Source organism: Actinomadura sp. NBRC 104412, from assembly GCF_030269515.1.
GTDB lineage: Bacteria > Actinomycetota > Actinomycetes > Streptosporangiales > Streptosporangiaceae > Spirillospora.
In genome coordinates, this window is sequence record NZ_BSTM01000037.1 from 1 (window position 1) to 20,046 (window position 20,046).

Genomic DNA, 20,046 nt, shown 5'->3' on the forward strand with positions numbered 1-20,046 from the left:
CTTGGCGGGCCAGCTCGACCGCGCGGCGCCGGAACTCGGGCGGGTGTGGTGACGGCATGACGAACATCCTTCCTGATGATCGCCGGTGACCTCAGGACAGGTGTCCGGTGAACGGGGGGAAGCTCACCGAGCCGACACCTACCACCTGGTCCGCGCGGGCCTGACCGGCGGCAAAGGCGTCCCCGACACCGTGGCCACCCACCCGGCGGTGTTCGTCACGCTCACCGCGCCCTCCTTCGGGGCCGTTCACGCGCGCCGCGACAAACCAGGCGGGCACGTCGAGCCGTGTCACCCTCGCCGCAACGCCGGTACCTGCCCGCACGGGCGCCCGCTGTCGTGCACCGTGCGGCACGGCGCCGATGACGGGCGGCTGGGGCAACCCCTATGCCCGGACTGCTACGACTACACCGGGCAGGTTCTGTTCAACGCGCTCGCTCCGGAGTTGTGGCGCCGCTTCACCATGGCCCTGCGGCGCCGCATCGCCAAAGCCGGCGGCCTCACCCTGGGCGAGCTGCGCGACCAGGTCACGGTGTCGTTCGCCAAGGTCGCCGAATACCAGCGGCGCGGCGTCGTCCACTTCCACGCCGTCATCCGCCTGGACGGGCCCGGCGGACCGGCCGCACCCCCGCCCGGCTGGGCCGGCCATGACGTGCTGGCCGGTGCCATCGGCCAGGCGGCGCGCGCCGTCACCGTCGACACCCCGGCCGCGCCCGGCGTCCCGTCCCGGTCGCTGGCCTGGGGCGACCAGGTCGACATCCGGCCGATCACCACCACCGGAGAACTGACCGACCAGGCGGTTGCCGGTTACATCGCCAAGTACGCCACCAAAGCGGCTGGATGCGTCGGCACTCTCGACCGGCGCATCCGCGCGACCGATCACCTGGACCAGCTACCGGTCACCGCGCACGCCCGGCGGCTCATCGCCGAATGCCTGGCCTTGGGCGCCCTGGACGAGATGGCCGAGCTGCGGCTGACCGAATGGGCACACATGCTCGGCTTCCGCGGCCACTTCTCCACCAAGTCCCGGCGCTACTCCACCACCCTCGGCGCCCTCCGCGCGGCCCGGATCGAACACAACCGGCGCGAACACCAGACCACGACGGGACGCCTACCGCTGACAGATGAGGACCAGGTCCTCGTGATCGCGCACTGGCGCTATCTCGGCCAGGGCCTCACGCCCGGCGAGGCGCTCCTGACCGCTGCACTCACCGGAAGACCCATGCCACCGCTCGACCCGTCCGCCGCTCAGCAGGGGAGTACCGCGTGAACGCCCCAGGCCATGGCCGACTTCTCACCGTCAATGAAGCCGCCGCACAGCTTCGCGTTAGCCGCTGGACGCTCTACAACCTCATCCGCTCCAACGAGCTGCGCTCGATCACCATCGGCCGACGTCGCTTCGTGCCCGTGCAAGCGCTCGACGAACTGATCCGCCAACTCATGGAGGTGGCTGCCTGATGGTCAGGACGGCGCTCGATACGCCCGACGAGCCGGACCGCCGGAAGTCTCGCAGGAGCCGGCGGAAGCGGGGGAACGGTGAGGGCAGTATCTGGCTGCGCAAGGACGGGCGGTACGGCTTCGCGGCCTACGCCCTGACCACGGCGGGCACGTACAAGCGCGTACAGGGCTACGCACGCTCCCACGAAGAGGCACGTAAGAAGCTGACCAAACTTCTGGAGCAAGCCGACCAGGGCATTCCGGTGGCCTCCGAGAGCTGGACGGTAGAAAGATACCTTTCCTACTGGCTGGCCCACGTGGTCAAGGTCGAACGGCGTCCCAAGACCTACCAAGGGTACGAAGGGGCGGTCCGGCGCTACCTGATTCCCGAACTGGGCAAGAAGCGGCTCGGCAAGCTCACGGCTCGTGACGTCCGGCTCGCCCTCACCCGTATCCGTGAGGCGTGCCAGTGCTGCCGGAACGGCTGGGATGAGGCGCGGGAGATCGCGCGGTGCTGCTCGCTCAAGGGCGGAGAGTGCTGCAAGTCCAGGCTCTCGGTGCGCATGGTGCAGTTCGTTCACGCCGTCCTCCGCAACGCCCTTCAGGCGGCCGTACGGGAGGAGATCATCCCGCGCAATGTCGCCAAGCTCGTCACGGTCACCACGCCCCAATACAAGGTGAACCGCGGACTGACGGTCGACCAGGCGCGCGATGTACTCAAGGCCGCCCGCGGCGAACGGCTTTATGCCCTGTACGTCCTGGCGCTCTGCCTCGGCCTGCGGCGCGGGGAACTGCTTGGCCTGCGGTGGCAGGACATCACGCTCGTCTCCTGCCGGGCCTGCGGCGGAGAGGGCGGCACCCTGGACGGTGAGGCGTGCGAGCGGTGCGAGGAAAGCGGTATTGAGGCCGCAACCCTGGAAGTGGTTCAGACGCTCCAGCGGGTCGGGGGAGCGCTGCGGTTCGTCCCGCCCAAGACAGAGGACTCGACGCGCACGATTCCCCTTCCGGCGCTGTGCGTCACGGCCTTGTGCGAACACAAGATCCGGCAGAGAGCCGAAATGGCGGACGCCTGGCCGAACTGGCAAGATCACGGTCTCGTCTTCCCGTCCCGGCTCGGCACTCCCATGGAGCCGGACAACCTTCGCCGGAGCTGGGGGCGTATCCGGGCGGCTGCCGGACTCGATGGGATGCGGTTCCACGACATGCGGCACACCTGCGTCTCGCTGCTGCTCGCGCTGGGCGTCCCGCCGCATGTGGTCCGGGAGATCGTCGGGCACAGCGATATCGAGGTGACGATGACGATCTACGCCCATGCCGCACTCGGCGAGAAGCTGGCGGCGCTTCGGATGCTGGGGGATGCGCTCGGCTGAGGCCGTTGCTGTCACCGTTGCTGTCAAAAGGCCCGGAACCGAAGGTGGTTCCGGGCCTTTTGGCTGGTCACAGGGTGTGGGCAGGGGCGGGGTCGAACCGCCGACCTTCCGCTTTTCAGGCGGACGCTCGTACCGACTGAGCTACCTGCCCAGGACGCTGGTTGGCGTCTGGCGGTCCTGACGGGATTTGAACCCGCGGCCTCCACCTTGACAGGGTGGCGAGCACTCCTAACTGCTCCACAGGACCTCGTTGGTCCGAGCTTACTCGCTCGGGACGGGTGCGCCCGACCGGGTTGGGCCGGTTCTTGGCGACCTCCGGAAGCATACGCGATGGCCGAGGGCGGCGCCAACTCGTTAACGGATACGGGTGGGGCGTATGAGGGGGCGGAGGGTGGGGCGGTTGTTCTGTATTGGGGGTGGATTTTGGGGGTGGGCGCGGTTTGTTAAAGGTGGGGGGTGGTTTTCCCGGGGGTGGTAAACGGGGGGTTGAGCTGCGGAGATGGGGAAAGTTGCATTCCGGCGTTACCGGAAGGTGATGCGCGTGTGCCTGTGGCGACCGACATAGTACGGTGATCCTCATGTGTTCCGGAGGTGCGGCGTTCTAAAGTGAGAGCGTCCGCAGACGCCCTGAGGGCTGGAGACACAGGTGACGGGCAGAGCGATGGCGCGCGGCATCGGTGCCCGGCTGGACGTTCTCGGGAAGCCGCGGTCGCGTCTGGAGCTGCGGGTCCGGTGGGTGCTGTTCGTCGTCGTGGTGGTCGCGAACGTCGGCGGTGGGGCAGTGGTGCTGCTGTTCGCCACGTTCGTGGTGCCGGATCCTCCGCTGGCGGATGTGGCTCGGGTGCGCCAGGTGAACACGGTGGCGTTCTTCAGCTATCCGCTGGTGGCGGGGCCGGTCGCGTTGCTGCTGGGGTTGCGTCTGTGGCGTCCCGTCGTACGGCTCGCGCGGATGGGGGGCGTACCGGACGAGACGCAGCGTCGTGCGGTTCTGCTCGGGCCGTTCCGGCTGGCGCTGCTGGTCGGGGGGCTGTGGGTGGTCGGGGCCGCCGGGTGGGCGGTGCTCGATCTGCTGATGTTCAGTGCGCGGCTGGCGGTGAAGACCGGGCTGACCTGCCTGCTGGGCGCGATGACCACGTGCACGATCGTCTACCTGCTGTCGGAATGGGTGCTGCGTCCGGCGGCGTCCCTGGTGCTGGCCAGCGGGCAGCCGAACGGGCGGCCGCGCGGGATCATGCTGCCCGGCGTCACGACGCGGGTGATGCTCGCCTGGGCGCTGGGGACCGCCATCCCGGTGTTCGGGCTCATCTGCGTGGCGGTCGCGGCGCTGGTCGCGCCGGGGATCGACACCACGCAGTTAGCCGTGACGATCCTGGGGCTGGGCGGGGCGGCGCTGATCGTCGGGCTCCAGGTGACGTACATGGCGACCCGGGCGATCGCGGACCCGATCAAGTCGGTGCGCAAGGGCATGAGCCGGGTGCAGCGGGGTGATCTGCGCGCCGAGGTCCCGGTGTACGACGCAGGCGAGGTCGGACGGCTCCAGGTCGGCTTCAACCACATGGTGGCCGGGCTGCGCGAGCACGAGCGGCTGCGGGATCTCTTCGGACGGCATGTGGGCGAGGAGGTCGCGGGGCTGGCGATCGAGCGCGGCGACATCGAGCTCGGCGGGGAGACCCGCGAGGTGGCGGTGCTGTTCGTCGATCTGACCGGGTCGACGAGGCTGGCGGAGACGCGCGCGCCGGACGAGGTCGTGGGCCTGCTCAACCGGTTCTTCGGCGTCGTGGTGGACGTGGTGGCCGCGCACGGCGGCTGGATCAACAAGTTCGAGGGCGACGCCGCGCTGGCGATCTTCGGTGCGCCCGCCGAGATGGACGACGCCGCGGGCAGCGCGCTGGGCGCCGCCCGTGAGCTGGCGCGGCGGCTGCGCGTGGAGGTGCCGCAGCTCGACGCGGGGATCGGGGTGTCGGCGGGGCCGGTGGTCGCCGGCTATATCGGTGCCGAGCGGCGGTTCGAGTACACGGTGATCGGTGATCCGGTGAACGAGGCCGCCCGGCTGAGCGATCTGGCGAAGGTCTCGCCGGGACGGGTGCTGGCGTCGGGCACGGTCCATGAGCGGGCCCATGCGGGCGAGGCGGCGGCGTGGGTGGTCGGCAGGCCCGTCGCGTTACGGGGACGCCGCCGCCCGACCCATCTGGTCACACCGCGTCCGACCACCGTGGCGGAGACGGTCGGCGTGTCGCCGCCCGTCGTGTACGGGGTCCCGGAGGCGGCGGTGTCGGCCGCGCGCCGCCTGAGGTTGCCGCGCCGGCCGCGTATCCGGCGTCCCCGGCTGATCCCGCCGTCCATCCCGGTGCCGAGGATCATTCGCAGCGCGCGTGAGGCCACTCCGCCGCCCGAGGTGGACGCCGCCGCCGACGCCGAGGTTCAGCGGTAACACGAGCTTGGACGTCGTGGTCATGGCTCTGATCCCCGCCATTTCATTACTCTGTGCATTGTTCTCTGCACGAAGAGTGGATAACCATGTACCTGGCCATAAGAGGTGGCTATGTTCGGACGGCTCGGACTCGCGGTCGCCGTGCTCGCCGCCGCCACGATGATGCTGGTCGCGCCCGCCGCGTCGACGTCCGCCGCGGCAGCCCTGTCCTGGGACGAGGAGGTCGTCAACATCGCGCACCGCGGCGCGTCCGCCCATGCGCCGGAGAACACCATCGCCGCGCTGAGGCTGGCGGACGCCCACGATGCCGACATGGTCGAGATCGACGTGCAGGAGACCAGGGACCACCGGCTGGTGCTCATGCACGACGTCACGCTGGCCCGCACGACCGACGCCGAGTCGGTCTATCCGGACCGGTCCCCGTGGGACGTCTCCTCGTTCACGCTTGAGGAGATCCGCGAGCTGGACGCCGGTTCGTGGTTCGGGGAGCGGTACGAGGGCGAGCGCGTCCCCACCCTGGGCGAGGCGCTGAGCGCGATCCGGGACACCGATCTCGGCCTGCTGCTGGAGATCAAGGCGCCCGAGCGTTACCCGGGCATCGAGCGGCGGATCGCGGACGAGCTGCGGCGCCACCCGTCCTGGCTGAGCCCGTCCGAGCTGGTCGTGCAGTCCTTCGCGGCCGGCTCGCTGCGCCGGTTCGACGAGATCATGCCGGATGTCCCGATCGGCCTGCTCGGCGCGCCCCCGGTCGCGGACCTGCCGGAGCGGGCGCGGTTCGCCGATCTGATCAACCCGCCGCAGAGCGCCGTGGACGAGGACTACGTCGACGCCGTCCACGACCTGGGGATGGAGGTGTTCACCTGGACGGTCGACAGCGCCGCCGCGATGCGCCGCGTCATCGCCGCCGGTGTGGACGGCGTCATCACCAACAGGCCGGACGTGCTCGACGACGTCATGGACGATTGACCGGCGGTAAGGGTCTTTGCCGGACGCCCGGCGCGGTCTAGCGTCGGACGCATGAGCCGAGTCCACGACATGGGAGGCCAGCAGGGGTTCGGGCCTGTGCCGGTCGTCGTAGGGGACGAGCCTCCCTTCCACGCCGACTGGGAGGCGCGCGTGTTCGCCGTGAGCTCCGCGCTCCTGCGCGCCGGCGCGTTCACAGTGGACGAGTTCCGCGACGCCATCGAGAGCCTGCCACCGGAGACCTACCTTGCGTCGTCGTACTACGAGCGGTGGCTGATGGCCATGGAGTCGCTGCTGGAGGAGAAGGGCCTTGGCTGACCGTACGGCGCCGGCATCCGCGGCCTACGAGGTGGGCGATCGGGTGCGCGTGCGCACCGTCGATCCCGACCACCACACCAGGGCGCCCCGGTACGTGCGCGGGCAGCAGGGCGAGATCGTCCTGTCCCACGGGGCGTTCGCGCTGCCGGACGACACGGCCCGCGGCATCGATCCGCCTCGCGTCGAGACCGTCTATGTCGTCCGGTTCGCGGCCCGCGACCTGTGGGGGTCCGGTACGCACACCGTGGCCGTCGACCTTTGGGAGTCCTACCTTGAGCCATGCTGACGACCACGACCATGCCGCCCACACCGATCAGCCGGTGGCCGCGCGGGTGCGGCGGCTGGAGGAACGGGTGATCGCCGCCGGGCTGACGACGGACGAGGAGCTGGACTCCTTCCTGCGGACGTTCCTGGAGCGCGCCTCGCCGCTGAACGGGGCGCGGCTGGTGGCGCGGGCCTGGACCGACCCGGCGTTCCGTGACCTGCTGCTCGCGGACGGGAACGCCGCCGTGGCCGAGCTCGGGCTGGCTCCGGGCGACCCGGCCCGCCAGGGGTACCGCCTCCAGGTCGTGGAGAACACCCGGGACACCCACAACGTGATCGTCTGCACGCTGTGCTCGTGCTATCCGCTGTCGCTGCTGGGCCCGTCCCCGTCCTGGTACAAGAGTCACGCCTACAGGGCGAGGGTCGTCCGGGAGCCGCGTGCCGTGCTCGCCGAGTTCGGGCTCGAACTGCCCGGCGAGGTGGAGATCGCGGTCTGGGATTCCACGTCCGAGGCGCGCTACATGGTCCTGCCGCGCCGTCCGGACGGCACCGAGGATCTGGACGAGGAGCGGCTGACCGGCCTGGTCACCAGGGAGGGCCTGATCGGCACCGCCCTCGTCTGACCCGGCCGTCCCGCCCCGGCCGCCGGACGGCCGAGTTTTTGGGTGATCTTGGCCGATCGCCTCCTGTCCCCCGCCCCCGAGGCCGCGCCCGAGGTGGTTACCTCACCGGTGGGGGGACGGTTGATCGGCGGACGCGCAAGGTCGCTACGGGCTCGCATGGCCGTGAAGGCCGGTGCCGTGGTGGCACTGGTCGCCTTGGGCATGTTCGCGGTGTTGCTGTACTCGATCCGCGGGCAGGTGGCCGAGTACCACCAGAACCATGCCGCCAGGGCCGCGTTCCGCTGCATCCACCTGATTGAGAGGAACCGGCTTCCGTCGCGGCTGCCGGGCGACAGTGCCCTGGCCTTGCAGGTGGTGGACGAGCGGGGAGCCGTGGTCGCCGCGACCCCGAACATGTCGGGACGGCCGCGGATGGCGACGTTCCGGCCCTCGGAGCAGACGATGTTCGCCGCTCGCAATGTCAAGGACATTCCCGGGCCCGAAGGCCGCATGCGGGTGCTCGTCTTCCGCGTCTACCAGCCCAGCGGCGACTGGCTGGTGTACTCGGCGGACCGGGCCGTGCCCTGGTTCGTCAGCGACGAGGTCAGCACGTTCCTGCTCTCCACGGCGGTGCTGATCGGCATGCTGGTCGGGGTGCGGACGTGGCGGACGGTCGACGCGACGCTGGCGCCGGTGGACGCCATCAGGGCGGAGCTTGAGGAGATCACCGCGACCGAGTCGGGGCGCCGCGTGCCCGTGCCGGAGTGCCGGGACGAGATCCGGTTGCTGGCCGAGACCGCCAACGCCACCCTGGACCGGCTGGACGCGGCCCTGGAGCGGCAACGGCGCTTCACCTCCGAGGCGTCGCACGACCTGCGCAATCCGATCACGGCGGCGCGCACGCATCTGGAGGAGGCGCTGCTGTTCCCCGAGGAGTCGGACTGGCCGCAGGTCGGCCGATCGGTGCTGGAGAATTTGGGGCGGTTGCAGGCCATCGTCACCGACCTGCTCGAACTGGCCAGGCTGGACGCGGAGTCCCCGGACAAGGCCGGCGAGGTGATCGATCTGGCGGAACTGGTCGGCTCCGACCTGGAGGGCCGTCAAGGGGGCATGAAGCGGATCGTCCCGCGGCTGGAAGGGGGCGTACGGGTGCGCGGTAACCGGCTGCGGCTGTCACGCCTGCTGTCCAACCTCCTGGACAACGCCGAGCGGCACGCCGACGAGGAGATCACCGTCACGGTGCGCGCGGAGGGCGACACGGCGGTCATGGAGGTGGCCGACGACGGTCAGGGCATCCCTCCGGAGCACCGCGAGCTGGTGTTCCAGCGTTTCGCCCGTCTCGAGGAGAGCCGGGAGCGCGACCCGGAGGGCACGGGTCTCGGCCTGCCCATGGCCCGTGAGATCGCCACGGTGCACAACGGCACGCTGACCATCGAGGACAGTCCCCGCGGTGCGCGCTTCGTCCTCCGCGTCCCCCGCGTCACCTGATCCATGGACGCGCGGGCGAGGCCGCTGGAGAGGCCCGGCTCGGCGAACGCCGTGTTCAGGCGGCGTCCGGAGGCGCGGTCGCGGCGGACAGGTGCATCCAGCCGGTCAGGTGGGCTTCCTTGACGGTGCAGGTCACCTTCTGGTAAGTGGCCGGGATGACGTACCCGGGAGCGTCGGCGATCACGTTCTCGTAGACGAAGGTCGAGGTGATGATGCCGAGGTCGGACTGGGTCGTGGCGAGCCAGTCCTTGAACACGGGCGCGTCCAGCAGGCGGGCGGTGTGGATGACGGCCGAGCTGGAGACGCCCTCGTCGTCCTGGGTGACGGGGCCGACGTGCAGGGCGAGCCGTAGCTGGATGCGGACGGCGGCGCTGGAGCGGCGGTTGTGGGCGCGCAGGCCGGCCGCGAGCCGGGCCAGCAGCGGGTCGACCACGGCACGGGTCGGCACTTCGGGCGGGACGACGATCAGGGCCCCGTCGCCGCGGTCTTCGCGGTGGCAGGCGTCCCAGGGGACCTGTGAATGTTCGAAGGCGTCGCGCAGCAGCTCGTACATCGTCCCGCGGATGGCGAGCCGGTCGTCGTCGTTGCGGTGCGGGCCGCTGAACCCGGCGATGTCGACGAACACGATGGAGCAGTTCTGCCCGGCCCAGGCACGGGAGGGAACGAGGGCGTCCGCCATGGGCGCCGGCCGCTTCCAGTTGGCCGCGAGCGTCTGGTGTACGGCGGGCATGGTGGGAACGGCGGGCATGCCCGGCGTCTCGCGTCCTGTCGGACGGTGGGCGCCGCCGTGCTCGACCGGAGTGGTGGTGGGTACGTAGGAGGCGGTGACGACCACGTCGGGCGGAAAGGCGACGTCGCCGGACTGGGTCATCCGTTCGTAGAGTTCCCTCTCCATGACGGCCACCACGCGGGGGTGGCGCGACAGGAACGCCGCGAACTGCGCTGTGGTCAGGCGCAGGGTGCTGACCGTGTCGAGCGCGACGATGGTGGCCGAGCGCTGCCGCAGCATCAGGGCCGCGCGCTCGCCGATGATGTCGCCGGGGCCGCGGAAGGCGAGGATACGCTCCCGCCCGTCCCGGACCACGCTCACCCGCACATAACCGGACACGATCACGACCAGGTGGTCGGCGACGTCGCCCTCCTGCCAGAGCACCGTCCCCATCGGGTAGAGGGAGGCGCTCGCGCCCAAGGTGAGGGCCTGCCTCTCCTCCGGGGTGAGCGCGTTCCAGAACCCGCCGGTCGGTGCGTGCCAAGGCGAGGTGGGCGCGTGCATAGAAGATTGCGCTGAAGGGCGCGCTGATGAGTGCTGCGCGTGCTGGATCGAAGGGCAGTACGCGCCCAGCGCCTCACGGGTCGGCTGGGACGGGTGTGTGCGCCTGACGAACCGCCGCGGGATCCGCCGTCCACCGTGACCAGGCAGGTGGCCCCAGCCGCCGCTCGGAAGGCCGCCGGGAGCCATCGGGATGGACTGCGCAGGCTGAACCGGCTGCCCCGGTACCGCGGTCGGGCGCCCGTCATCCTGCCGCCCGGAACCCTCGGCTCCCTCCAGGGGACGCTCGGAACGGTCGGATCGCTCGGAGGTGTCGAATTGGTCCGAACGGTCACGGTGCTCGGATCGTGCGGGTGGGTCGAGGGGGCCAGGTCGGTCGGCCGCCTGGCCCAGGCGGTCCGGGTCGTGGCCATCGCGGTGCGCCGGTTCGATGATCACAGGACTCCCTTCCGCGCGGGTCGGCGGCCGGAGGTGAAGCGGCCGGGGATGGAACCGATCGTGCGAACGGGGTCTGCGGGGTTAATACCGCCGTTCGGGGCTGGATTGTGGTTTTTGCGCATGCCGAGGTACATGTCAGCAACCCCTTGTCCCAGCGCGACTTCTCCGGCGCTGTGGCCACCGGTCCTCGGGCCGCCCGGTCGGGGCGGCGGGCCGATCGTAAGTCGCGGTCACCTATAGCCTGCACCGCACGCCGCGGTTAGACTTGGTGAGTCCGATAGGAACGTTTATCCAGGTCAGCGGCCTATGCCCTGGCGGTGACCCAGGACTTTCCCTGGTGGTTCCAGGGGCGAGGCCGATGGCCGGTCAACGGTCTTAACGGGCCCGTGGGGGTCGCCCTCCCTTTCCTTCGATCCGCTTGGCTGGCTACCGGGGATTGAAGGGGAGCGAGGGCGACTCTATTTATTTGTACTGATATGCCGGTATTCCGGTGTTCTTCGTGGTCTGGACGTGCCTCCCGAGTCGCGGGACCGGCACCGCCACCGGCTCCGGGCGCGGGGGTGAGGGCCTGGGTGCCGCTCCCCGCGATGACCGAGCATCAAGATCTTTTCCTGTTCCGGCACGCTCTTTGCTCGGTGTCGGTCTGGTCCCTGCTAGTCTGCTACCTAGCACGCTACAACATAGAAGGCCGACATGCAGCAACCTGCACGCTGGATTCGCAACTTGCGCCCCCGGAACCTGCACTTCCGTGTCATGGCAAGGTCGAGTTGTGCAGATGACGGTCTGGCAGCCCCCGTTGTGGCTGATATCCGTCTGCCAGGTGGCAAGTCGCAGGTGGCAGGTCGGCTGATGGCACCGACTACATAGAGTGAGCGAAGATGGTTAGTGATCAGGGGCCCGTCGTCGAAAGCGCCCTGCTGCGAAGCGAACTCGTCCGGCTCCGCAAAGAGAAGGGCATGACCCAAGAGCAGGTGGCTGAGGCCCTTGAGTGGTCACCGTCCAAGCTCATCCGGGTTGAGGGCGGAAAGAACGCCATCACCCGCACCGACCTCCAGGCCCTGCTGATGGTCTACGACGTGACCTCCGAGAGCCGCCAGGAGCGGCTGCAGGCCCTCGCTCGCGGCGCTCGCGCGACGGCGTGGTGGGACGCCTACAAAGGGGAGGTCAGCGACGTCTTTCTCACCTTCGTCGGATACGCGTCCGGCGCCTCCTACATCCGGCAGTTCCACAACGCCATCGTCCCCGGGCTGCTTCAAACGCGCGAATACGCGGAGTACTTCGTCACCGGCCGGGCGAACGAGATGGTGCGCGCCCGCGCGGTACAGCTGCGCCTCCAGCGGCAGGAGGAGATGGCCAAACGCGAGAACCCGCCGCGGCAGTACTACATCCTCGACGAGGCGGTCATCCGCCGGCACGTCGGCATCAAAACCGATCCGGGCATCATGCCCCGGCAACTGACGCTCATCGCCGACCAGGTGGAGCAGCGGGACGACCTGACCGTGCGGGTGATCCCCTTCAGCGCCGGCGCCCATCTGGGCGTGTACGGGCCGTTCACCCTGCTGGAATTCGACGGCGGGCTCGGTGACGTCCTCTACATGGAGGGCATGATGGGGCCGAGCGCCCTGATGACCGGGGACAACGACCGGATCGCCGATTTCCGCGACGATTTCGAGACCCTGCTGGAGGAGGCACTGCCCCAGGAGGAGTCGATCGCGCTGATGCGCCAGGTCGCCGAGGAGCTGGTGGGCTGACGGCCGGTCCGTGCCGGACCTGTGCCGGCCCGTGCCGCCCGTCCCTTCCTCGTCCCGAATCTTAATGGAGGTGACCCCCTCGACCGGCATCCCCAAGGCGAGCAGGCCATATATCGCGTGAGCTGATCTTGTGCTTCCGGAGTAGGCGGGATAACCCGGACCGTTTAGACTCATGAACGGGAAAATTTCCACAAGGTCGTGGTTAGTTATGCCCTGCTCGGCTCGGCCCGGCGGGTGTCCTGGCCCGATCGATGGTGAAACAGGCCCCGCCGGCAACGGATGGAGGGTGCCGGATGCTGGACCGGACGAATCGGGGGGTCGCGCTGAACTGGCGCAAGAGCAGCGCAAGCGAAGGTGAAGGGGATTGCGTCGAGGTGGCGGCGGTGGATCGGTCGGTGCTGGTCCGGGACTCGCACGATCCGTCCGGTGGCATGATCGTTCTCGATTCCGTCGAGTGGCGTGCGTTCCTGGGGCGCATCGTGGACGGCGTGGCGGATCGCCGTTGAGTCCGGTGACGCTCAACGCCGTCCGATATCACCCGATGGGGTCCATGGAGCGGAACAACGCGGTGGCCGCATTCTCACTTTGAGTGATCATCGGGGAGCGGGTGTCCATTCCGGCGGGCTGGATCAACCGCTGGAATGCCAGTGGGCGACGCCGGCCGGACGACCCGCCCGCGAGGGCGCTCGCGGGACGGGGCGGCGGTGCCTTTAGCCTGGTCCTGACCATGGAGGGGCGCGGAAGCGCGACCAGGGGAGGGGCGACCGCTGTGGGAGCAGGCCGGGCGATGTCATCCAGGGCCGGGGCCGGGGAACGGCTGTCGGCGGCGTTGCCCGGGGTGTTCCGCACCGATCTGACCGCCCGTACGGCGTACTCGTCGGACGCGTCCGTCTACCGGAAGGTGCCGGTGGCTGTGGCCGAGGTCGGGTCCGCCGAGGATCTGGCGCGGGTGGTGGAGCTGGCGGCGGCCGAGGGGCTGCCGGTCACGGCCCGTGGCGGCGGCACGTCCATCGCGGGCAACTCGGTCGGCCCCGGCATCGTGGTCGACACCTCGCGCCGGTTCGACCGGATCCTGTCGATCGACCCGGAGTCCCGCACGGCGGTGGTGCAGCCGGGCGTGATTTTGGACGATCTGCGTGCCGCGGCGGGACGGTACGGGCTCACGTTCGGGCCCGACCCTTCGAGCCATTCGCGCTGCACGATCGGCGGGATGATCGGCAACAACGCGTGCGGGTCGCACAGCGTGGCCTGGGGCATGACGTCCGACAACGTGCAGGCGCTCAGGCTGCTGCTGCCGGACGGACGCGAACTCGCCGCAGGACGCGGCACCAGCGGCGACCCCCGGATGGACGCGGAGCTGACCCGGCTACGGGACGCGCACCTGGGCCCGTTCCGTACAGAGCTGGGCCGGTTCAGCCGGCAGGTGGCCGGATACGGGCTGCACCACCTTTTGCCTGAGAACGGCTTCGACGTGGCGAAGGCGCTGGTGGGGAGCGAGGGCACGTGCGGTCTTCTCACCGAGGCGACCGTACGGCTCGTCCCGGTGCCGAAGGCGCGTGCGCTGGCCGTCATGGGATTCCCGGACGTCTACATCGCGGCCGAGCTCGCGCCCTTCGCCGCCAGGGCGGGAGCGCTCACCGTGGAGGGCATGGCGTCCGACCTCCTTACCGCGTTGCGCGCCCAGCCTGGACGGTCCAAAGCGGGGGCGGATCTCCCTGAAGGGGGAGGCTGGCTGTACTGCGAGGTCGGTGGCGATTCGGTCGCGTCCGCGCAGGAGGCGGCGCATGGGCTCGTGGAGGCCGTCCGGGGGCGTTTCCCTGGCGCGACGGCCGTCGTGGTGGACGAACCCGCGCGCATGAGGGCGCTGTGGTGGATTCGTGAGGCGGGTGCGGGAATCGTCACGCGCCTACCCGATGGTGGTGAGGCGTGGCCGGGCTGGGAGGACTCGGCGGTACCGGCCGATCGGCTGGCCGACTACCTGCGTGGCCTGTACGCGCTTATGCGCGAGCAGGGTTTCCGCGGTGTCCCCTACGGCCACTTCGGCGAGGGTTGCCTTCATCTTCGCGTGGACTTCGGCTTGGACGAGCCACGCGGTGTGGCCCGCTACCGGGACTTCATGGAGGCGGCCACAGATCTGGTCCTCACCTACGGCGGCTCGATCTCGGGCGAGCACGGCGACGGACGGGCACGCTCGGAGCTGTTGCCCAAGATGTACTCACCCGAACTGATGAGAGCCTTCGGGACGTTCAAAGCCGTTTTCGATCCTGAAGGCAGGTTCAACCCGGGCGTGCTGGTGGACCCCGCTCCCATGGACGCAGACCTGCGGCCTGGACCCGGACGGGACACCCTGTCGGTCACCCCCGTACACTCCCTCAGCCGCGATGGCGGGTCCTTCGCGGCCGCCGTCCACCGCTGCGTGGGCGTCGGCGCGTGCCGCAACCTCGAAACAGGCGCGATGTGCCCTTCGTTCAAGGTGACCCGGGACGAGGTGCACTCCACGCGGGGCCGCGCCCGCGTCCTGGCCGAGATGCTGCGCGGGGAAAGCCTGGTGGACGGGTGGCGTTCCAAGGAAGTCCATAACGCCCTGGACCTGTGCCTGTCGTGCAAGGCATGTGCCAGCGACTGCCCGGTGAACGTGGACATGGCCACCTACAAGGCGGAGTTCCTGCACCGGCACTATGCGGGACGCCTTCGTCCTCTGGCGCACTACTCGATGGGCTGGCTGCCGCTGTGGTCGCGCATGGTGACAGGGGCACCGGGCTTGGCGCGTGCGGCGAACGCGGCGCTCGGCCTACGTCCGGTCGCGGCGGCGGCCAAGAAGCTGGCGGGAGTGGAGCCGCGCAGGGACATGATCCGGTTCGCCGAGGAGCCGCTGCGAGACTGGTTCCGAGGGCGGCCGAGTCGGCGGAGGCCCAGCCGGACCGGCCGTACGGGCAAGGTGGTGCTGTGGCCGGACACCTTCACCAACTTCCACCAGCCGCACGTCGGCCAAGCGGCAGTGGAAGTGCTCGAGGCCCTGGGTCACGAGGTCCTGATGCCGCCCGGACGGGTCTGCTGCGGCCTCACCTGGCACTCCACAGGTCAGCTCAGGGTGACCCAGCGCGTCCTGAAGCGCACCCTGGACATCCTGGAACCGGCCCTGAACGCGGGGCTTCCCATCGTCGGGCTCGAACCGTCCTGCACGGTGATGCTCCGCGACGAGGCCGCCGAGCTGCTCCCGGACGACCCGCGCGCCAAGCTCCTCAGCGCCGGCACCGTGACCCTCGCGGAACTCGTCATCTCCCACGACGGCGACGGCGACGGCGACGGCGAAGGTGAAGGCGAAGGCCAAGGTGGCGAATGGCCCTTCAAGCGCCTGGACGCCGACGCCGTCGCCCAAGTCCATTGCCATCAGGAGGCGAAGGGTTCCTACGACCCTGACCGCGCCGTCCTGGAACGCCTGGGAGTCGCGCCGGACGTGATAGGGGCGGGCTGCTGCGGCCTGGCCGGCAATTTCGGCTTCGAGCCCGGCCACTGGGACGTCTCCCAGGCGTGCGCGGAGCGCGAGCTCTATCCCAAGGTGCGCGCCGCCGGTGACGACGACCTGGTGCTTGCCGATGGCTTCTCCTGCAGAACGCAGATCGCCCAAGGCACCGGCGCCCGCGCCCTCCACCTCGCCGAAGTCCTCCACCGCGCCCTGGAGAGCACGTAAGAGGTCAACGGCCTTCAGCGGCGTGGTGCAGTTCCGTCGTGAGGTCGTCCAGCCGCGGTCCCAGGTCGGTTGGGCGGATGAGGGCGTCATGGAGGTTGGACTGGAAGACGCCGGAGACCCGGTGGTAGTAGGGGCTGGGACCGCGGTTCCTGGAGTCCTCGATGGCATCACGGATGATGCGCAGGTGCGGGTGCGCGGACTGAAGGGCCGGGTCTTCGTAGAGGGCCTTGCGGCTGGGCGCGAACCCGGCGCCGGTGAACAACACGCGTTCGCTCTCCTCGCTGGAGAGGTAGCGCAGGAAGCGCAGCGCGGTGGCGCGGTGCTGCGAGCACTTGGAAATGGCGAGATTCCAGCCGCCCAGGGCTGAGGGCGTCGGCAGCCGGGCGACGTCGAACTTGTTCGCGACGTAGGAGTTCTCCGCGCTCAGCAGTTCGTAGGCGTACGTCCAGTTGCGCATGAACAGGGCACGGCCGTCCTGGAACTCGCCGCGGGTGGCCTCCTCGTTGAAGTCGGTGGTCTTCGCAGGGATCCAGCGTTCCCGTATGCCCTGGACGAGCCGTCCGAAGCCGCGGGCGATGCCCTCGCGGGACCCGGTGACCTCGCCGTCCGCACCCAGGATGGTGCCGCCCGTATCCCAGATCGACTCCATGACGTTGACGGTGAAGCCTTCGTACCGGTCGAGCTGGGTGACGTATCCCTGCAAATTGTGGGCGGGCGCGATGGTGCGGGCCTGGTTCCTCAACTGCTCCCAGGTCCTGGGGACGGGCGCGGTGCCGAGGGCGTCCTTGCGGTAGTAGAGGAGGCCCACGTCCGCGCGCAGCGGCACGGCGTACAGCCTGCCGCCGTAGCGGCCGCTGTCGATCGGCTTGCGCAGGAACTCGTCGTGGTCGACGTCGTCCTCGTCCAGAGGCAGGATGTGGCCCCAGCGCGCGAACTCGGCCGTCCACACCACGTCGACAGTGATGACGTCGTAGCAGACCGGGCCGAGGGCGGCGGACGCGTCCACCGAGGCGGCGTCCTGCGCGTGCGTCATCATCTGCGCGCGCACGTCGGTGGTGGACTCGGCGAGCTCGATGTGCTCGACCCGTTCACCGGGATGGCGGCGGTTCCACTCGGCGACCAGGCGCTTGATCTGGGAGCCGCGGCTGGTGTCGTGGCCGTCGGCGAAGTAGATCGGGCCGGTGCCGTCCATCGGGACGTCCGCGCCGAGCGAGCACGCGGCGACCGGCGCCGCCACGAGCGCGGCGATCAGCGCGGCGAGCCAGGGTGGTCGGGGCATGTGCGGTCCTCGTGGTGCCGGGATGGGTCGGGGATCAGGGCGGGGTGCCCCAGAGGCCGGCGGCGATGCCGTCCAGGGCGCGGCGCATCGTGGTCATGCCGTCGATCTCGTAGCAGGCGCCGCCGGCGGCCTGGGTCACCTGGTCGAGCCCCGCCGCGCAGCTCTCCGGATGGAACGCGATCACATACAGCCGGACGGGGGTGCCGGTGGACAGGTCGTCGGCGAGCGCCGCGGCCTCGGAGGCGTCGCCGCCGGCGTCGGCGCCGTGGGCGAGGACGATGACGGCACGGGTGGTCTCGTCCGGGGCCGTGCCGCCGCGGGCCCGCATCTCCCGTACGGCGGCGCGGATGGCCGCGTACAGGTCGGGCCCGCCCTCGGACGGGCGCAGGCCCTCCAGCCGCCTGGTCAGGTCGGCGATGCGCCCGGAGTCGGGAGGGCCGACCGGGACGAGGGAACGCCGGTCCACGTCCTCCGCGAACCGCCAGAGGCCGATCTGGTCGCGGGCGCCCATGAGCCGGCGTGCCAGCCCGATCGCGTCGGCGGCGGCCGCCACGCGGGTGCCCTTGATGTACGGGAACGGCGCGGCCATCTGCTCGGAGACGTCCACGGCGAACAGCACCTGCGCCGACTTGCGGGCCTTGTTCCAGGCGTCCAGCAGCGGCCCGTCGTGGTACTGGCCGGCCAGGTTCACGGCGCCGACCACGGACGGGATGGCGTCCCAGCGGGTGGTCGTGTTGCCCGTGTCGTCCCGGTAGCCCTGCTCCTTGAAGCGCTTGCGCGCCTCGGGACGCAGCAGGTACGCCTGGAAGGCGTCGATGATCCGGCGGCGGGACGGGGCCGGCGGCGGGGTCCGCGTGATCACGACGAAGGGGTGGTCGAGCTCGGGCATGCCGTCCTCGGCGTAGAACGGGAGGAGCTCGGGCTGCCGGGACGGGTCCCCGCAGGCGCCTCCGGCCTCGCCGCCGCCCAGCGGCGCGCCGAAGTGGTAGTCGATGAGCGACTTCTCCGAGACGAATAACGCGGTGCGCCGCAGATCGCCCGCCGCTCGCGCGTCCTGGCGCGGGGCGGCGCCGGTCTGCGGCACGCCGGTCTGCGGCGCCCCGGTTTCCGGCGCCCCGGTCTCCGGCGCGCCCGTCCCCGGCGCCCCGGTCTGTGGTGCCCCGGCCGGCGGCGGGGTGGTGCCTCGGGTACCGCCTTGGGCGTCGCTTTGGGACGATCCACGCATCGCGCACAGGAGCTTGCCCGGCTCGTCCTCTTCACGGGCGATCGACTGCTCCACCGCGTGCAGCCGTCCGGCCGCGTCCCCCCGCGTCAGCGCGGCCTCGTTCAGCACCTTCTGGCCGAGGGCGGCCTGGTAGAGCGCCACGGTCGCGGCGAGCCCGGTGCTGGACGAGCGCGGAGCCGCACGGCCGAACGCGTACCCCCTGCCCGGCCAGGTGAGCACGTCCTTCCAGGTGGTGGTGGAACCGCTGAGCGACAGCTCGCGGGCCATCCGCGCGGGCACCGCCAGCACCAGCCGGGACGTGGTGATCGACCGTTCGGCCTCCAGCCGCACGGTGCCGATCCGGTTCTCCCGCAGCGCCTCGCGGACCTGCTCGACCTCCAGCGACGAGTCGGGCAGCCAGACGTCCGCCTCGTCCAGCATCTCGCGGGGATCGCGGGTCAGCCAGCCCTGGTGCAGCGCCTCCCGCGCGCCGCCCGGGTACGAGCCGGCGACCACGTTCACATCGGCCATGCGGCAGCCGTCCGCGTCGCGGGTGTCGTCCTCGAACCGCAGGGCGAGGTCGCGGATCAGCGCCTCCTTCTCCGCGGACACCCGCACCCGGATCTGGACGGGTGGGTTGTCGCAGGTCGCAGGCGTGTTCTCGCCCGGGGCCACGGCCAGGGGGACGGCCACCGCCGCCAGCGCCACCGCGGCCCGCACCGGCCGCGGCGGCTTGGCGGGCCACCACGGCAGGGACGGGACGGCCCGCCTGACGGCCGCCGCCTCGGCGTGCGTGAAGAACCGGACGAGTGCCTCGCCCTCCCCGGCGTCGCGCACCGACACGGCCAGCCGCCGGTACTTGTCCGGCTCGTAGCGCGGATCCTGCCGGATGACGCTGCGGTGGAACCAGTCCGAGGTGATGACGCCGAGGCTGGAGTCCGACTCGTCGAAGAGGGCCTTGAACTCGGGCGCGTCCAGGAGCCGGGCGGTGTAGTCCATCGCGTTGCCGCTGACGCCGTGCGGGTCGAAGTGCACCTCGCCCGCGTGCAGCGCGACGCGCAGCTTGATGGTGGTGCCCTCGGTCGCGTTCTTGTTGTACGCGTCGAGCGCGCTCGCCAGGTGGGGAAGGGCGTCCACCAGGCGGCTCTTCGGGATGGACGGCCACAGCAGCCAGAACGCGCCGTCCCCGCGGTCTTCCTGGTGGCGGTGGAAGCGGTTGTTGAAGGCGTGGAACGGCAACCGGGCACGGCGGAACGCCCGGCGCACCGACCCGTACATGGCCGCGCGGACGTCCTGCCGGTCGATGTCGGAGCGGCTCGGGTCGCTCGAATGGGCGATGTCCACCCAGAAGATCGAGCGGTGTTGCGGTTCCGTGCTGGGGGGCATGGGTCTCGGCTTGGGTGGGGCGCAGGGGACGACGCCATGGGGGGCGGGCAGGGTACGCCGCGGCGGGTCGGCGGCACCGCGGCCATCGCCTTCTGCATCGTAGTGCGCACGGGCACGTCGCGGATATGGACGGACCCCGCCGGGCCGATCGGGCGGT

The 20,046-nt window shown here is 70.4% G+C and carries 15 protein-coding genes and 2 tRNA genes; 12 read left to right on the forward strand and 5 right to left on the reverse strand.

Annotated elements, in window-relative coordinates:
- The first annotated feature begins 85 nt into the window (after window positions 1-85).
- From QSK21_RS31375 to QSK21_RS31385, 3 genes are read left to right on the forward strand one after another with little or no spacing between them, the layout of a single operon-like run.
- Window positions 86-1,267 (forward strand): replication initiator, encoded by a 1,182-nt coding sequence (locus QSK21_RS31375; protein ID WP_285701126.1) that lies wholly within the window; start codon window positions 86-88, stop codon window positions 1,265-1,267.
- Entirely contained in the window at window positions 1,264-1,455 is a 192-nt protein-coding gene (locus tag QSK21_RS31380) for a helix-turn-helix domain-containing protein (RefSeq protein ID WP_285701127.1), read from the forward strand. The genes QSK21_RS31375 and QSK21_RS31380 overlap by 4 nt, the downstream gene beginning before the upstream one ends.
- Window positions 1,455-2,804: a tyrosine-type recombinase/integrase gene (locus QSK21_RS31385; protein WP_285701129.1), complete on the forward strand. Its 1,350-nt coding sequence runs from the start codon at window positions 1,455-1,457 to the stop codon at window positions 2,802-2,804. Before QSK21_RS31380 ends, QSK21_RS31385 begins: the two co-directional genes overlap by 1 nt.
- A 77-nt stretch (window positions 2,805-2,881) precedes the next feature.
- On the opposite strand, the gene QSK21_RS31390 is transcribed toward QSK21_RS31385, so the two are convergent.
- Together QSK21_RS31390 and QSK21_RS31395 are read right to left on the reverse strand one after the other, a co-directional pair.
- A tRNA-Phe gene (locus tag QSK21_RS31390) sits at window positions 2,882-2,955 on the reverse strand.
- 18 nt (window positions 2,956-2,973) lie between these two features.
- Window positions 2,974-3,051: transfer RNA gene (locus QSK21_RS31395), tRNA-Asp, on the reverse strand.
- A 399-nt stretch (window positions 3,052-3,450) separates the two neighbouring features.
- Here QSK21_RS31395 and QSK21_RS31400 point away from each other — a divergent pair.
- The 6 genes from QSK21_RS31400 (at window position 3,451) to QSK21_RS31420 (ending at window position 8,870) form a co-directional block, all read left to right on the forward strand.
- Window positions 3,451-5,235 carry an adenylate/guanylate cyclase domain-containing protein gene (locus QSK21_RS31400; protein ID WP_285701130.1) on the forward strand — a complete coding sequence of 595 codons (1,785 nt, stop codon included), beginning with the start codon at window positions 3,451-3,453 and terminating at the stop codon, window positions 5,233-5,235.
- 111 nt (window positions 5,236-5,346) lie between these two features.
- Window positions 5,347-6,201, forward strand: a complete 855-nt coding sequence (locus QSK21_RS31405) for a glycerophosphodiester phosphodiesterase (protein WP_285701132.1) — start codon at window positions 5,347-5,349, stop codon at window positions 6,199-6,201.
- Window positions 6,202-6,252: 51 nt separating this feature from the next.
- Entirely contained in the window at window positions 6,253-6,516 is a 264-nt protein-coding gene (locus tag QSK21_RS36245) for a hypothetical protein (protein WP_352231352.1), read from the forward strand.
- Window positions 6,509-6,802, forward strand: a complete 294-nt coding sequence (locus QSK21_RS36250) for an SH3-like domain-containing protein (protein ID WP_352231353.1) — start codon at window positions 6,509-6,511, stop codon at window positions 6,800-6,802. The genes QSK21_RS36245 and QSK21_RS36250 overlap by 8 nt, the downstream gene beginning before the upstream one ends.
- Window positions 6,789-7,403 carry a nitrile hydratase subunit alpha gene (gene nthA, locus QSK21_RS31415; RefSeq protein ID WP_285701134.1) on the forward strand — a complete coding sequence of 205 codons (615 nt, stop codon included), beginning with the start codon at window positions 6,789-6,791 and terminating at the stop codon, window positions 7,401-7,403. The genes QSK21_RS36250 and nthA overlap by 14 nt, the downstream gene beginning before the upstream one ends.
- A 156-nt stretch (window positions 7,404-7,559) precedes the next feature.
- On the forward strand, window positions 7,560-8,870 hold the full coding sequence (locus tag QSK21_RS31420) for a sensor histidine kinase (protein ID WP_285701135.1): 1,311 nt from the start codon (window positions 7,560-7,562) through the stop codon (window positions 8,868-8,870).
- Window positions 8,871-8,925: 55 nt separating this feature from the next.
- Here the strand turns inward: QSK21_RS31420 and QSK21_RS31425 are convergent, their stop codons facing one another.
- Window positions 8,926-10,143: a cyclic nucleotide-binding domain-containing protein gene (locus tag QSK21_RS31425; protein ID WP_285701136.1), complete on the reverse strand. Its 1,218-nt coding sequence runs from the start codon at window positions 10,141-10,143 to the stop codon at window positions 8,926-8,928.
- 1,313 nt (window positions 10,144-11,456) lie between these two features.
- Between QSK21_RS31425 and QSK21_RS31430 the strand changes: the two genes are divergently transcribed.
- The 3 genes from QSK21_RS31430 to QSK21_RS31440 all read left to right on the forward strand — a co-directional run bounded on the left by QSK21_RS31430 (window position 11,457) and on the right by QSK21_RS31440 (window position 16,020).
- A complete protein-coding gene (locus QSK21_RS31430; protein ID WP_285701137.1) occupies window positions 11,457-12,329 on the forward strand; it encodes a helix-turn-helix domain-containing protein in 873 nt (290 codons plus the stop codon).
- A 293-nt stretch (window positions 12,330-12,622) separates the two neighbouring features.
- Window positions 12,623-12,835: a DUF397 domain-containing protein gene (locus QSK21_RS31435; RefSeq protein ID WP_285701138.1), complete on the forward strand. Its 213-nt coding sequence runs from the start codon at window positions 12,623-12,625 to the stop codon at window positions 12,833-12,835.
- 281 nt (window positions 12,836-13,116) lie between these two features.
- Window positions 13,117-16,020 carry an FAD-binding and (Fe-S)-binding domain-containing protein gene (locus QSK21_RS31440; protein WP_285701139.1) on the forward strand — a complete coding sequence of 968 codons (2,904 nt, stop codon included), beginning with the start codon at window positions 13,117-13,119 and terminating at the stop codon, window positions 16,018-16,020.
- Window positions 16,021-16,024: 4 nt separating this feature from the next.
- On the opposite strand, the gene QSK21_RS31445 is transcribed toward QSK21_RS31440, so the two are convergent.
- Both QSK21_RS31445 and QSK21_RS31450 read right to left on the reverse strand, forming a co-directional pair.
- Window positions 16,025-17,299: an ABC transporter substrate-binding protein gene (locus QSK21_RS31445; RefSeq protein WP_285701141.1), complete on the reverse strand. Its 1,275-nt coding sequence runs from the start codon at window positions 17,297-17,299 to the stop codon at window positions 16,025-16,027.
- 34 nt (window positions 17,300-17,333) lie between these two features.
- Entirely contained in the window at window positions 17,334-19,889 is a 2,556-nt protein-coding gene (locus tag QSK21_RS31450; RefSeq protein WP_285701142.1) for a substrate-binding domain-containing protein, read from the reverse strand.
- Window positions 19,890-20,046 lie beyond the last annotated feature (157 nt).

What these genes read in the sequence shown, in the direction of transcription:
- QSK21_RS31385 (WP_285701129.1), top strand. Translation starts at nt 1,455, where the DNA reads ATGGTCAGGACGGCGCTCGATACGCCCGACGAGCCGGACCGCCGGAAG.
- QSK21_RS31405 (WP_285701132.1), top strand. Translation starts at nt 5,347, where the DNA reads ATGTTCGGACGGCTCGGACTCGCGGTCGCCGTGCTCGCCGCCGCCACG.
- QSK21_RS36245 (WP_352231352.1), top strand. Translation starts at nt 6,253, where the DNA reads ATGAGCCGAGTCCACGACATGGGAGGCCAGCAGGGGTTCGGGCCTGTG.
- QSK21_RS31420 (WP_285701135.1), top strand. Translation starts at nt 7,560, where the DNA reads ATGGCCGTGAAGGCCGGTGCCGTGGTGGCACTGGTCGCCTTGGGCATG.
- QSK21_RS31425 (WP_285701136.1), bottom strand. Translation starts at nt 10,143, where the DNA reads ATGCACGCGCCCACCTCGCCTTGGCACGCACCGACCGGCGGGTTCTGG.
- QSK21_RS31430 (WP_285701137.1), top strand. Translation starts at nt 11,457, where the DNA reads ATGGTTAGTGATCAGGGGCCCGTCGTCGAAAGCGCCCTGCTGCGAAGC.
- QSK21_RS31435 (WP_285701138.1), top strand. Translation starts at nt 12,623, where the DNA reads ATGCTGGACCGGACGAATCGGGGGGTCGCGCTGAACTGGCGCAAGAGC.
- QSK21_RS31440 (WP_285701139.1), top strand. Translation starts at nt 13,117, where the DNA reads ATGTCATCCAGGGCCGGGGCCGGGGAACGGCTGTCGGCGGCGTTGCCC.
- QSK21_RS31445 (WP_285701141.1), bottom strand. Translation starts at nt 17,299, where the DNA reads ATGCCCCGACCACCCTGGCTCGCCGCGCTGATCGCCGCGCTCGTGGCG.
- QSK21_RS31450 (WP_285701142.1), bottom strand. Translation starts at nt 19,889, where the DNA reads ATGCCCCCCAGCACGGAACCGCAACACCGCTCGATCTTCTGGGTGGAC.